Below are 14,115 nucleotides of genomic sequence, written 5' to 3' on the forward strand. Positions count from 1 at the left end.
GTTGTGGAGAGCAATCTTATGCAAGCCATTATCTTAGCCAATCGTTCGGGTCATGAGTTAGCACCGCTGGATCAATACTACTGCCCTGCGCTGCTGCCCGTGGGCAATCGCGCATTGATTGAGTACACCCTGGACGATCTCAGCAATTCGGGGATCACCCAAGTCAAGCTGGTTCTAGGCCCACAGGCCGGCGACATCGAAGCGCTGCTTGGCAAGGGCGAGCGCTGGGGACTCGATATTGACTACTTTCTCTGTAGGGCGGATGAGCCAGCGTCCGAGGTGATCTCCCGTCTGCAGTTAACGCCGGAGCAGCCTGCCCTACTGCTTAGGGGCGATATACTGCGCACGCCAGTGATAAAGGCGTTCGTCGACTTTGCCAAGCAGTTTCCCAAGGAGCTGGTCAGCGCCAAGATAGCCGGCATGCCAAGCGGAATGATCATGCTCCCTGGCGCCAGCGCCAATCTGGACCATCTCAATTGGCCGCTCATCGCCCACCCTAGCGCTACCGCCAGCAAGCCTCAGGGGGTCACCCTGGTACTCCATGGCCACCAGCACCACCTAGACAGCCTGAACGACTACCTGGCCGCCAACCTCAACTTTGCCAGCAATCGCCTGGCGAGGCTCAAACCCCAACAGCGCTTTCAGGCCAACGAAAATGGCGGCGGGTGTTATCTGGCACAGAAAGTGCTGTTTAACGGCGCGGCCAATGGCCAGGGCATGATAGGACAATGCAGCCAGCTCGATGACAACGTGCGCCTGGATGGCGACTTCGTGATTGGCGAGCACTGTCTCATCGATGCAGGCGCCCAACTTAGTGACAGCCTGGTACTGCCTAACACCTATGTGGGACGCGACCTCAACCTTCATAGGGCGATCGTCTGCCAGCGCCTGCTGATCAATCTGGAGCATCAGGGCTATATCAGCATAGAGGATGCAAGCCTTATCGCCCCCAACCGCGCGGCGCAGCATCGCCAAGGCATGACTTTTAGTGCCAATGACATAAGCAGAGCAAGGCTGAGTGACAGAGTGCTCGCCCTGGTTCTCCTGCTGCTGACGCTACCACTACAACTGGCCATAGGCGCCTACCTCACTATTCAGTCCAAGCGGCCACTGGTTAGCAGCCAGCACCTGACCAATGACAGAGGGTTAGGTTTCAGGCTCAAGCGCTGGCAAGTTACAAACCCACTGCTGGCCAGCCTGCCGGGCCTGATTCAAGTGTTCAAGGGTAAGCTCGCCCTCTTTGGCGATAGCCCTGATTGCAACGCCGATTACAGCCCTGCCGACAATGGCAATTTGCATGGACTCGGCGCGACCGTCGGGCTATGGGGACCCGTACAGCTGCTGCTCCCGAACGATGCACCGCTGGAAGAGAAACAGCTGGTCGCCCTTAGCTTTAACGCCGAACCGGGCAAGCTGAAATACCTGAGGCTAATGGCGAGCTGTTTCGCCCTGCCGGCACGCTTATCGCGCGCCAACGCTTAGGGTGAGCTGACGAGTAACGATAGCAAAGCTCACCGATGCCAATACGACACTATGACTCATTCAAAAAAACGTGAATATCTATAGGGATAAGGAGCGCAAGATGAAAACCATCATAACTTACGGCACCTTCGATCTGTTCCACTATGGCCATGTGCGCCTGCTTGCCAGGCTCAAGCAACTTGGCGACAAGCTGATCGTCTGCGTCTCTACCGACGAGTTTAATGCCCAAAAGGGCAAGGCCGCCTTCTTCAGCTACCAGCAGCGCGCCGAAATACTGGCCGCCTGCCGCTATGTGGATCTCGTGTTGTCCGAGACCCACTGGGGTCAGAAAGTCACTGATATTGAAAAATATAGTGTCGATATCTTCGCTATCGGCGATGACTGGCGGGGACATTTCGATCATCTTCAACACCTGTGTGAGGTGATCTACCTGCCCCGCACCGACGAGATCTCTACAACCGAAATAAAAAACGATCTCGCCTTCTTACCGCCCTTTCCCGATGCCTCAAACGATTAAAGCGGCTCAGATTAACGAGACTTAGGAGGCGATATGAAGCGACTATTGGTTATCATGAGACTGTCTGGGACCAAGCTAGTGTCCTTGATAAAGGCACTGTTCACCCAGGGCATCTATCAGCTGTCAGCCTTCGCCCCCCGCAGCCACAAGGCGGTCTTTGGCAGCTACAAGAATCGTTTCACCGACAATAGCAAGTACCTCTACCTGCACTGGCGCCGCGAGGCCTTTATCCGCTGCATCTGGATTAGCGGCGACAAAGCGCTGATTAAGCGCCTCCAAGCCCAGGGCCATGAGGCCTACCCTCGCCGCTCCCTGCAAGGCATCTATCACTGCCTGACGGCAAAGTATTACTTTTACAGCAGCTATCTGGGGGACATTAATCAACATCTGGGGAAAGGTGCGGTAAAGGTGAACCTCTGGCACGGCTCGCCAATGAAAAAGATTGAGTTCGATATCGACTCTGGCCCGCTGGCCGAGATCTACCGCTCCCCCAAGCCTGCCAGGCTCCATTACCATCAGCAGCATATTCGCCCGGATCTGATGCTCAGCCCCAGCGTTCAGATGAGTCGCTGCTTCCAAAGCGCCTTTCGGCTAAAACCCGAGCAACTCCTCAGGGCCGGTTATCCACGTACCGATTATTTTAGCCGCTACCCAAGCGCGGCAACGCCTCTCAGCCAGCTGATTGGTCATCCCTTTAAACAGGCGATTCTCTACGCTCCTTCCTGGCGTGACACAGGCCTTAAGGAGCAAGCCAACCAGACCAGCCCCTATGACCAGGCCTTTAACTGGGCCAAGCTTTCGGCGAGCCTGCGGGCCAATGGGCAGGTGCTGCTGCTAAGGTTTCACCCCAACGAGGCCCACTTGGCTGGGCGCTACAGCCATTTTGCCAACATCATAGATATCTCCCAAAGAGAGGATGTGTACGATATTCTTGGTCAGATAGACCTTTTGATCACTGACACCTCATCGCTGTTTATCGATGCCCTCTACCAAGGCTTAACTTTTCGTCTCTACGACCTGAATAGCGGCAAACAGTGCTTGCATCAGCAACAAGAGCAAGCGGTAACAGCCGAGCGCAGCCTGTATGACTACGCCGCATCACTCCCCCTGCTGGATAAGACGCGTGCCCGCCATTGGCATCTTAAGGATTTTGGCGAGCTACTGACATTTTTAGCCACGGGAGACTTTAGCGTGAAGGCAGAAGAGATGGAGGATTATCGCCAGCTGGTCGAAACCTACTGGCAGGCGGATGCGCCGAGCAGTTTCGGCGCCTTGGAGCAATGGATGAGACAAACGAGCGGCCAGACACACTGGGTAGGCGCTCAAGAGGCCTAGGCCTACTCGAGCCAAGTGATCAGCTAGAATTTTAGCTAGAGTTTTAGCTAGGCCAGCAGCCCCTGCCGAACTAAGTAATCTACCACCTGCTGTGCACATTCTTCTATTGTCTGCTCGGCGGTTTTGACATGCACCTCGGGGGAAACCGGCGCCTCGTAGGCGGAATCGATACCGGTAAAGTGTTTAATCTCACCGGCGCGCGCCTTCTTGTAGAGCCCCTTGGGGTCGCGTTGTTCACACACCTCAAGCGGCGTATCGATAAAGACCTCGATAAACTGATGGGCCGACAGCAAATCTCTGACTAGCTGTCGATCGGCACTAAATGGCGAGATAAAGGCGGTCGAGACCAGAGTGCCAGCATCGACAAACAGCTTAGCCACCTCGCCGATACGGCGGATGTTCTCGACTCTGTCCTCATCGGAAAAGCCCAGGTCGCCATTGAGTCCATGGCGCATATTATCGCCATCGAGCACATAGGTGGTACAGCCCTTGTCATGGAGCAGACGGTCGACCGCGTTCGCCACAGTCGACTTGCCAGAACCACTCAGACCAGTAAACCAGAGCACGGCGCCTTTGTGGCCGTTGGCCTGCTCGCGCTCCGCGTGAGTCACGCTGGCCTGATGCCACTGAACATCGCTGGATTTCACACTAACATCGACTGTCTTGTAGGGGGACATCGGCTTTCCTTAACGGGTTAACTGCAATCACGATGGACGAAACTCATCGTCTAAAACGGGAAAAACAAGGGTACTGTCAGTAGGACTATGGCCCCATAGGTCAGGCTCACGGGCACGCCTACCTTAACAAAATCCATCAGGCGATAGCGACCGGCGTTATACACCATGAGGTTGGTCTGATAGCCATAGGGGCTGATGAAGCTGCCGCTGGCGGCAAAAGCCACCGTCATCACGAAGGGTAAGAAGTCCACCCCGAAGCCCAAAGCTATACTGTAGGCGATGGGAAACATCAGCGCCGCCGCCGCGTTATTGGTAATGAGCTCTGTCATCAGCCAGGTGGCGAGATAAACCAGCAATAACGCCAGCATCAGATGTTCTTTCTCCGCCGTCCCCTCTACCCAGCTGGCCACCAGCTCGGCCACACCGCTGTTGACCAGGGCGTGGGAGAGCAAGATGGCCGAGGCCACCACCAGCCAGATATCCACAGGGAAGCGGCGCACCACCTCGTTGACGTTGAGGCACTGGGTGAAGATCAACACGCCCAATAGCAACAACATTCCTTGAAGCATCTCAACCACGCCTGTGGCGGCAAGCACCAGTGTCAGCACGAAGCCACCGATAGAGATCCAGGCCTTCTTGCCGTTGTTTCGAGTCTCGGGCTCGACGCCGCTGATGACGATAAAGTTCTTGCTGATGTTGTGGCGGGTAAGGAAGTCCTTACCGACGGCCAGCACTAAGAAGTCGCCCGCCTTGATCTGCACCTCACCGAGCTTACCCGAGATCTCTTCGCCGTCACGGCGAATGGCCACGGCAGCGGCGTCAAACAGGGCGCGAAACCCCGCCTTCTTCATGGTCTTACCCACCAGCACGCTCTCTTGCTTTACCACCACTTCGGTGAGGTTGCTATCGAGCAGGCCATTTTTTTCGGCAAACATCTCAAGGCCAGAGAACTGACTAAGCTGCATCACCTTGGCGATATCGCCGCTGAAGATGAGCCTGTCATCCTGCAGCAGTACCTCGGTGGGCGTCACCGGGCTGATGAGGCGGCCATTACGCACCACCTCGACCAGGAACAAGGATTCGAGGTGTCTCAGGCCGTTATCTTCTACCGAACGCCCAATCAGCTCAGAGCCCGCCACCACCTTGGCATCGATAAAGTAGCCCTTGGAGCAGGTCTCCTGGTGAGCGATATCCGGCAGCCATCTTGAGGCGATACGCAGCACCAGACCACAGCCCAGCACCAGCAAGGCACCGATGGCGGTGAAAGAGAAGAAAGAGAGCGACTGACCTGAGGCATCAATCACCATACTGTTGACGATAAGGTTGGTCGAAGTTCCCACCAGGGTCAGGGTACCGCCGAGTATTGCCGCGTAAGACAGGGGGAGTAATAACTTACTCGCCACATGGTGCGGGTTATTGCGAATGGGCGATAACAGGGTCGCCACCACGGCGGTATTGTTAAGCAGAGCCGAGCTCAGCGCAGTCATGCCGTACAGGCGTAGCCAGGTGGTACGGTAGCCGCTGACGATAACCTTGGCGGCGATGACCCGCAGCAGCCGGGTCTTCTCCAATGCAAAGGAGCAGAGGATCAGCAGTACCAAGGTTACCAGGCCAGGATTAGACATGCTGGAGAGCAGTTGCTCCTTGGTCACCAGATTAAACGCCACCAGCACCAGCAGGGTCACACCAAACACCAGCGCTGGCCGGTTTTGGAAACGCACCAACCCCACGATAGTCGCGAGGAAGATGGCGATGGTGAGATAAGCGTTAAATGTCATAGTTTGCTTTCTTAAGCCTCAGGCTAGCGGTTCTAAGTCGGTGTTCGCCATCAAAACGATATTAAACACCTTACTTAGCGCTAGCCCTTGGCCTCAAGTGTCCATAACAGATATCAGCGACTAATGTCTGTCACTAATATCTGCCACTAAATATACGTAATTAGGCCTTGGAAATATCCTTCACACCCCAGTGCGGGAAATGCTTACGCACTAAGGCGTTCATCTCCAGCTCGAAGGCCGAGATCTCACGTTGCTTGCCCTTGCCAGCGTCGATCGCTTTGCGGATCATGCCAGCGCCCACTGTCACATTGGTGAGCCTGTCGATGATGATAAAGGCGCCGGTTGCACGGTTATCTTCATAGGCGTCAAACTGCACAGGCTCGGTCACCGAGAAGTGACAGTTACCCATCTCGTTCAGTGCCAGTTGCTGGGCGCTGTGCTGGGTCAGATGGTTGATATCCACCTTGTAGTTGATGGCATCGGCATAGCCGTATACCGCCTTGCTGCCAAGCTTAAGCGCATATTCTCTATCGACACACAGAGGCTCTTCGGTCATCCACACCACGTCGGCCTCGAAATGAGTGGTCGAGTTCGGTTTATCGTGAGGGCGCACCAACATGTCGCCGCGGCTGACGTCTATCTCATCGGTAAGAGTGAGTGTCACCGCCTGCCCTGCCACTGCCTTTTCAAGCTCACCATCGAAAGTCACGATTGACTTGATGCGGCTCTCTTTGCCTGATGGTAAGGCGGCGATGGTGTCGCCGACACGGATCTCGCCCGATGCTACCGTGCCACAGAAGCCCCTGAAGTCGAGGTTTGGACGATTAACGTATTGCACCTGGAAGCGGAACGACTCGCTCCTGTCCTGCTCGACGGAAACCGTGTTGAGCAGCTTGATCAGAGTCGAACCTGGATACCAGGTCATGTTTTCGCTCTCGTTCACCACGTTATCGCCCTTGAGCGCCGAGATCGGCACGAAGCGCACGTCGGTAAAGGCAAGATCTTTGGCAAACTCGCGATACGCCTTCTTGATCCCCTGATAGATCCCCTGGTCGTAGCCGACCGCATCCATCTTGTTGATGGCGATGATCACATGCTTGATGCCAAGCTGTGAGCAGATGTAGCTGTGACGACGTGTCTGTACCTGCACCCCATGACGGGCATCGATCAGAATAATGGCCAGATCGGATGTCGAGGCACCTGTGGCCATGTTGCGGGTGTACTGCTCGTGGCCCGGCGTGTCGGCGATGATAAACTTACGCTGCTCGGTGGCAAAGTAGCGGTAGGCCACATCGATAGTGATCCCCTGCTCGCGTTCCGACTGCAGACCGTCTACCAGCAGCGCCAAGTCAAAGGCCTGATCTGTAGTGTTGAAACGCTTAGAATCTTTCTCGATAGCCGCCATCTGATCTTCGAAGATCATCTTGCTATCGAACAGCAAGCGGCCGATCAGGGTCGACTTACCGTCATCCACGCTGCCACAGGTCAAGATACGCAACATATCTTTGTTTTCGTGAAGCTTTAGGTAACCTTCGATGTCGGTCTGCAATAATGTGTTTTCAGTCGTCATGGTATTTCTCGTATTCGTTATCTGCTGCGTACCTGGCCAATGGGCCGTCAATGCAATGCCTTAAGTTAGAAGTAGCCTTCCATCTTCTTCTTTTCCATCGAGCCGGCAGAGTCGTTATCGATCACCCGTCCCTGACGCTCTGAGGTAGTACACAGCAACATCTCCTGAATAATTTCCGGCAGGGTTGTCGCTTGAGATTCGACGGCGCCGGTCAGCGGATAACAGCCTAGGGTTCTGAAACGCACCATCTTCTGCTCTACGCTTTCACCTGGCTCGAGCTCCATGCGCTCATCGTCGACCATGATCAAGGTGCCATCACGCTTCACAACTGGACGTGGCTCGGCAAGATACAGCGATGGGATCTCGATATTTTCCAGATAGATATATTGCCAGATATCCAGCTCGGTCCAGTTAGACAGCGGGAACACCCGGATACTCTCGCCCTTGTCGACCTTGCCGTTATAGATATTCCACAGCTCGGGGCGCTGATTCTTAGGATCCCAGCGATGCTTGCTGTCACGGAACGAGTAGACACGCTCCTTGGCGCGGGATTTTTCTTCGTCGCGGCGGGCGCCACCGAAGGCGGCATCGAAACCATGCATGTCCAGCGCCTGCTTAAGGCCCTCTGTTTTCATGATATCCGTATGTTTGGCACTACCATGGGTAAAGGGCGAGATGTTCATCTCCAGGCCGCGGGGATTCTTGTGCACGATAAGATCGAAACCATACTGTTTGGCCATGCGATCGCGAAACTCGATCATCTCCTTGAACTTCCAGTTGGTGTCGACATGCAGCAAAGGAAACGGGATCTTGCCAGGATAAAATGCCTTGCGCGCCAGATGCAGCAACACAGAAGAGTCTTTACCAACGGAATAGAGCATCACGGGATTTTCAAACTCTGCGGCAACTTCACGCATGATCTGAATCGATTCAGCCTCGAGTTGTTTAAGATGGGTTTGCTGTGTAGACATATGGCTTTCCGTTTTATTCCAATGTTATCAAATTGCTATTAACCAAGATGCCAACCTACTCTACATTTCATTCAACATAAAATCTAAGCATGGTTAACCAAAAATCGGCCTAAACAGGATAATACCAGCACGGAGTCGTTTTAGAAGTTATAAATATTAATTTATTTATACCAAAAAGAAATAACAAGTAATCGAAGAGAAAATGGAATAGAAATCGAGATGTTTGGAGATTGGAAATTAAGGAATGAGGGTCGAGGGTCGAGGGTCGAGGGTCGAGGGTCGAGGGTCGAGGGTCGAGGGTCGAGGGTCGAGGGTCGAGGGTCGGCAGCCTCACTTAAACATGAGTAATCGTTCAACTGCTATTTTACTCATTCGAGACTTTTCCTCATGATTGAAACATCGCCCCTTAAACAATGCTCGCATACTCATTCAGCCCCTTATGGCCCCTTGACGTTAAGAACTCCAGCAGGGCTTTGGGACTATGGTTAAGAATTCGCTCAATTGGGAAATCAACTTCTTGAATCAACTCAATCGCTTTGTCAAAGCCACCTAAGCTGAAGGCAACATGGGAGTCTGATCCCAAGACCAAATAGCCTCCAGCCTCCTTTACAGCACGGGCAATTGCCGTGCAGTTTTTCAAGCTACCTTGTCGTGACGTCAAAAATGAGGAGTTGTTGATCTCAAGGGCAACATTGTGCGTCGCCGCAGCTTTGGCAACACGTTGGATATCGATGGGATAAGCAGGATTACCCGGATGACTGATGATGTCTACATTGCCACTCTCAATGCAATTGACTAATGCTTGAGTGTGACAGCTTGATTAGATGGTGGAAAAACAGGCTCATGAAACCCGGCTAGCACGATATCTAGTTCATCAAGGTAGTCACCAAAGAAATCAATATCACCATCTTCATTCTTAATATTGGCTTCAATGCCTCTCAGCACACCTATACCATCGACAATCCGAGGCAATACACGCATGTTGACGAAGTGCCAAAAGTTCGGCGCATCAGCCATATAGGGCCCATGATCAGTAATGGCAAACAGCTTAATCCCCTTCTCTTTTGCCACAGCAAGATAATCATGAACAGTACTATAGGCATGGGTTGAGGCAATGGTATGAGCATGAACATCAACAAGAAACTTCATCGGTGATTCCGTTAGTAAGTGACCTGATAAGAGAAGAATTGAAGCAGAGACTCAAGTCTAATCATTTTGACCGCTATTCTCCATAACAGAGCTCGCAATTAAAACTCCGTTAGTCGATTCTATTCATTGCTCAACACCTGAACTTCTTTATACTTAGATATCTGCGCTTTCGCTCTTCTTACTATGTCACAGACACTGTATCGCTTATCAAAGAGAGCAAATAGTGCCCATAACTATTGTTCTGCATAGGCTTGGCAAGACGATGAATATCCTCATTGGTTAGCCAACCATTACGCCAGGCTATCTCCTCAAGACAAGCGACTTTTAGCCCCTGCACTGTTTCTATGGTTTGAACAAAAGATGAAGCCTGCTGCAGACTGTCGAAGGTACCAGTATCGAGCCAAGCAAAGCCACGTCCCAATAATTCGACCTTTAGTTGGCCACGCATTAGATAAGATTGATTAATTTCGGTAATTTCAAGCTCACCACGTTTTGAGGGCGTTAACTCTTTAGCGATATCGATGACTTGATTGTCATAAAAATAGAGTCCGGTTACCGCCCAGTTAGATTTGGGGAAAGCTGGTTTTTCATCGATTGCCAAGGCGTTGAAATCATCATCAAACTCCACCACGCCAAATCTTTCTGCTTGGTCTACCTGATAGGCAAAGATAGTCGCTCCTACCGAATCTGCATTGCTGAGTTCAGCTACAGTCTGTTTCAGCGTGAGACTGAACCCCTGCCCATAAAAAACATTATCTCCCAGCACTAAACACACGCTGTCGTTACCAATAAACTCCTCAGCAATGATAAATGCCTGTGCAACCCCCTCAGGCTTTGGCTGTACTTGATAGGAAAGCGAAATCCCAAAATCACTGCCATCGCCGAGTAAACGCTGAAACAGCATCTGTTCTTCAGGGGTCGTGATGATCAAAATATCGCGAACTCCCGCCAGCATAAGAACAGAAAGCGGATAATAGATCATTGGCTTGTCATACACCGGAAGCAGCTGCTTAGATACGCCGCGTGTGATGGGATATAACCGCGTGCCAGTGCCACCGGCTAATAAAATACCTTTCACTATATCCCTCTCGTTTGGTGTTAGCTTAAAGCTCTCAATAGATAATACACTACGCTGAAATGAAAAATGCCCACTTCAGCAAGCCAAAGTGGGCATTAAATTCCGGGGCAAGATTATTGTGCTAGCAAGTTCTCTAACTGCTGACGAAACTCTTTACCCAACTTTTCGTTACGCAGACCATATTCGACAAAAGCTGTCATATAACCGAGCTTGTCGCCGCAATCATGAGACTTACCGGTCATATTAAAGGCTTCAACGGTGTCCGATTCAATCAGCATATCAATCGCGTCTGTCAATTGGATCTCATCGCCTGTACCTGCGGGTGTTCTAGCGAGTAAATCCCAAATTTTTTCTGACAAAACATAACGACCCACAACTGCAAGATTAGATGGGGCTTCATCAATGGTTGGCTTTTCGACCATAGCCTTAATGACTGATGATTCACCAGGTGCGATATCTACACCGCCACAATCGGCAATTCCGTACTTGTTTACTTCATCAGGAGCCACTGGCGCTACCATGATCTGGCTAGCTTGAGTCGCCTTATAATGTTTAATCATTGCAGCTAGGTTTTCTGAACTTTGATCGGCGCTATACTCATCTAAAATCACATCGGGCAAAACAACTGCGAAAGGATTATTGCCTATACAAGGTTTAGCGCAAAGCACCGCATGACCTAACCCCTTAGCTTCCCCCTGACGTACATGCATAATTGTCACGTCTTTAGGGCAAATTGATTGCACCTCATCAAGTAGCTGACGCTTTACACGCTTCTCTAACGTAGACTCTAGCTCATATGAGGTATCAAAATGGTTTTCGATAGCGTTTTTACTGGCATGCGTTACCAATACAATCTCCTTCACACCAGCTGCAACACACTCATTCACTATGTATTGAATAAGCGGTTTATCAACTAAAGGCAGCATCTCTTTTGGGATAGCCTTGGTCGCAGGAAGCATACGGGTACCAAGCCCAGCTACGGGAATAACAACTTTCATAAACAATCCAATAATATAATACGCACAAAAAAATCCTCATGAGAGGATTTTTTCCCAAGAGCTCGATAAGCTAAGCTTTACGAAGCCAGGTCAATATTTGCCAAATGTGTGCTAATGCCCAGTTATAGGCCACAAAAATCCCGACAAAACCAAAAAACATAATCCACTCAGGCACATGCAACCATTCTCCCGAAATACCAATTCCGGCGAGCGCTATAGAAGCCAGAGAGATCCGTACCAGGGTTTGTTTTCGGCTATAACCCGCTCTTTCAAATATATGGTGGAGATGATCCCGGTCCGGCTTAAAAGGTGACATCCCTTTTTTAACTCGGCGATACATGATTGCAGCCATGTCCATTAACGGAATACCAATCAGATACAGTGCAGTAACGGGAGCAAATACCCGAACGTCAGTTTCAACACCCAATACGAGCAGCCATACTACCGTCAACCCAATCAACATACTTCCTGCGTCGCCCATAAAGATTTTTTGAGCGGTTTCAAAAGGCCATCTCAAATTGAATATCAAATAACCAATTATTGCGCCGATGAAAAGTAGAGGAAGAACAAACCAATCATTATCGGCAGCGTAAAACAGCAATGCCAGAGAGGTAAAGGTGACGAGACTCAACATCCCGGCTAAGCCATCAATACCGTCGACCATGTTAAAGGCATTAATTGCACCGATAACGGCCAGTATAGTGACGAAAACACCTAAATATCCAAGCTTTAACTCAAAGAAATAAGTGATATGACCCAGTGATGTAAGATAAAACCCTGCGCCAAAGACTAGGATCGAAGCTGTGATCACTTGCGCAACGATTCTCACGCGAACAGACAAATCATATTTGTCGTCCAATACCCCCAAAAACAATATCAGCGCAGCAGAAATCAAGTAAAGGTTAAATACCTGATTTTGTTCAAACACAATACTGGAAACAAGCAGGACACTACAATAAATAGCCACCCCACCAATTAACGGTATGGCGCCAACATGTGTTTTTCTGTCATTGGGTAAATCTACTAAGCCGACTTTTTCCGCAATTGGGTGAAACAACTTAATCGCAGCACACGTTAAGCAAAACACCGTCACAAACGGTATAAAGTATTCCATAAACTCTCTTCCCTAAGCCAATATAGAATGACGAGGAACCATACCGATCCCTACCGCCAACAACTACCAGTCATACAGTATAACCTCTATATGACAAGGTAAAAACGGTTCAACATAAAACGCTGTAACTTTGTACCTGAAGCCAGGCATATTCTACGATGGCTTTGTGAATTTAAACCATCGATGCATGAATGCGGTAATGCGCCAGACATAACTTATCGCGAGATAGTACAAAGCAAACACCAACAAAAATGAGACAAACATCACGGTTTCATTAATCTCGAGATACTCAGACCAAACGCCAACAGCCGCCATCATGGTCGCAATCAAACAAATCACCAATAATGATACTCTCGGCGACATCCCGACACGTTGACAGATGTGATGCAAATGTTCTCTATCGGGCTTAAACGGAGATTGACCTTTCTTGATGCGGCGCGACATGATACACACCATATCCATTAACGGCAGCCCGATAAACCACAACGCAGTCACAGGGCGAATGACCTCTTGCTGATCCTGACTCGCTTCAATCAACAACCAAATAACGGTAAAACCAATAAACATACTGCCGGCATCGCCCATAAACACCTTAAAACGACGACCAAATGGAAAACCTAAATTCAGCAGGATATAAGGCAGCATCGCCACCATGAGCAGTAAACAAAAGTGTGCTAACGCTATCTGCCCTGCACCGTAAAACATATAACCCAGTGCAGCAAAGGTCACCAAGGCTAATCCACCTAACAAACCGTCAATGCCATCAACCATATTAAAGGCGTTAATGGCCCCGATCACGGCAAAAATAGTGACGACATAACTCACAAAGGTCGGTAGGATCAACGCCTCATCACCAGCAATAAAGCCGAAGTAATATAGACTCTTATAACCGATCAAAATCATCGCCATCGAAATCGCTGCCTGCACCACCAAACGGGCTTTAAAGCTGAGATCAAAGCGGTCATCAAGCGCACCTAGTACAATGAGAACCGTGGAGCAAATCATGTAAAGTATCACATTACTGGTAATATCGAACACCAAACAGATGTTAAGCATGATAGCGGTAAAGATTGAAATACCACCAATTAATGGCACTTGGCCTACATGTAACTTACGCTCATTAGGCTTGTCGACCAGGCCAATTTTTTTAGCTAACTTACGGTATACAAACAAAAAGAAAAACGAACTTAAAAATACACTAACTACGGATAAACTGGTCGACATACTAGACTCGATGGTTTACTAAACCAAAATGATAATTAAAAGCAGGACTGATCATGCTCCGTTACCAGAGTATGATCTGAATCAGTATAAAAAGCATACAGAGCAAAACATCCATGTCTTTAATTTCAATTGGTTAGTCGATACTGAGACAGCTTTACACAAACCAAAACAAGCGGTAACGCAATAACATCCCAATAGGAAACTAGGCGATTATAACGTAAA

At 50.1% G+C, this 14,115-nt stretch carries 11 protein-coding genes and 1 pseudogene; 3 read left to right on the forward strand and 9 right to left on the reverse strand.

Annotated elements, in window-relative coordinates; translation table 11 throughout:
• The first annotated feature begins 18 nt into the window (after positions 1 to 18).
• The 3 genes from K0H81_RS12905 to K0H81_RS12915 all read left to right on the forward strand — a co-directional run bounded on the left by K0H81_RS12905 (position 19) and on the right by K0H81_RS12915 (position 3,334).
• A complete protein-coding gene (locus K0H81_RS12905) occupies positions 19 to 1,482 on the forward strand; it encodes a sugar phosphate nucleotidyltransferase (protein ID WP_220058575.1) in 1,464 nt (487 codons plus the stop codon).
• A 100-nt stretch (positions 1,483 to 1,582) separates the two neighbouring features.
• Positions 1,583 to 1,999, forward strand: a complete 417-nt coding sequence (tagD, locus tag K0H81_RS12910) for a glycerol-3-phosphate cytidylyltransferase (protein WP_220058576.1) — start codon at positions 1,583 to 1,585, stop codon at positions 1,997 to 1,999.
• A 33-nt stretch (positions 2,000 to 2,032) separates the two neighbouring features.
• Entirely contained in the window at positions 2,033 to 3,334 is a 1,302-nt protein-coding gene (locus K0H81_RS12915) for a CDP-glycerol glycerophosphotransferase family protein (RefSeq protein WP_258406290.1), read from the forward strand.
• Positions 3,335 to 3,381: 47 nt separating this feature from the next.
• On the opposite strand, the gene cysC is transcribed toward K0H81_RS12915, so the two are convergent.
• From cysC to wecA (K0H81_RS12960), 9 genes and pseudogenes are all read right to left on the reverse strand, one after another.
• Entirely contained in the window at positions 3,382 to 4,011 is a 630-nt protein-coding gene (cysC, locus tag K0H81_RS12920; protein WP_220058577.1) for an adenylyl-sulfate kinase, read from the reverse strand.
• 50 nt (positions 4,012 to 4,061) lie between these two features.
• Positions 4,062 to 5,789 carry an SLC13 family permease gene (locus K0H81_RS12925; RefSeq protein ID WP_220058578.1) on the reverse strand — a complete coding sequence of 576 codons (1,728 nt, stop codon included), beginning with the start codon at positions 5,787 to 5,789 and terminating at the stop codon, positions 4,062 to 4,064.
• Between the two features lie 160 nt (positions 5,790 to 5,949).
• Positions 5,950 to 7,359: a sulfate adenylyltransferase subunit CysN gene (gene cysN, locus K0H81_RS12930; RefSeq protein ID WP_041407060.1), complete on the reverse strand. Its 1,410-nt coding sequence runs from the start codon at positions 7,357 to 7,359 to the stop codon at positions 5,950 to 5,952.
• A 65-nt stretch (positions 7,360 to 7,424) separates the two neighbouring features.
• Positions 7,425 to 8,330, reverse strand: a complete 906-nt coding sequence (gene cysD, locus K0H81_RS12935) for a sulfate adenylyltransferase subunit CysD (RefSeq protein ID WP_220058579.1) — start codon at positions 8,328 to 8,330, stop codon at positions 7,425 to 7,427.
• Positions 8,331 to 8,736: 406 nt separating this feature from the next.
• Positions 8,737 to 9,479, reverse strand: a pseudogene (locus K0H81_RS12940) (phosphatase).
• 181 nt (positions 9,480 to 9,660) lie between these two features.
• The gene (gene rfbA / locus K0H81_RS12945; protein ID WP_220058580.1) at positions 9,661 to 10,557 is read right to left on the reverse strand and encodes a glucose-1-phosphate thymidylyltransferase RfbA; all 897 of its coding nucleotides are present in this window, start codon (positions 10,555 to 10,557) and stop codon (positions 9,661 to 9,663) included.
• Positions 10,558 to 10,670: 113 nt separating this feature from the next.
• Positions 10,671 to 11,555, reverse strand: a complete 885-nt coding sequence (gene galU, locus K0H81_RS12950) for a UTP--glucose-1-phosphate uridylyltransferase GalU (protein WP_220058581.1) — start codon at positions 11,553 to 11,555, stop codon at positions 10,671 to 10,673.
• A 70-nt stretch (positions 11,556 to 11,625) separates the two neighbouring features.
• Entirely contained in the window at positions 11,626 to 12,669 is a 1,044-nt protein-coding gene (wecA, locus tag K0H81_RS12955) for a UDP-N-acetylglucosamine--undecaprenyl-phosphate N-acetylglucosaminephosphotransferase (RefSeq protein WP_220058582.1), read from the reverse strand.
• Positions 12,670 to 12,822: 153 nt separating this feature from the next.
• Positions 12,823 to 13,893: a UDP-N-acetylglucosamine--undecaprenyl-phosphate N-acetylglucosaminephosphotransferase gene (gene wecA, locus K0H81_RS12960; protein ID WP_220058583.1), complete on the reverse strand. Its 1,071-nt coding sequence runs from the start codon at positions 13,891 to 13,893 to the stop codon at positions 12,823 to 12,825.
• Between the last annotated feature and the right edge of the window lie 222 nt (positions 13,894 to 14,115).

Source organism: Shewanella halotolerans, assembly GCF_019457535.1.
Lineage (GTDB): Bacteria > Pseudomonadota > Gammaproteobacteria > Enterobacterales > Shewanellaceae > Shewanella > Shewanella halotolerans.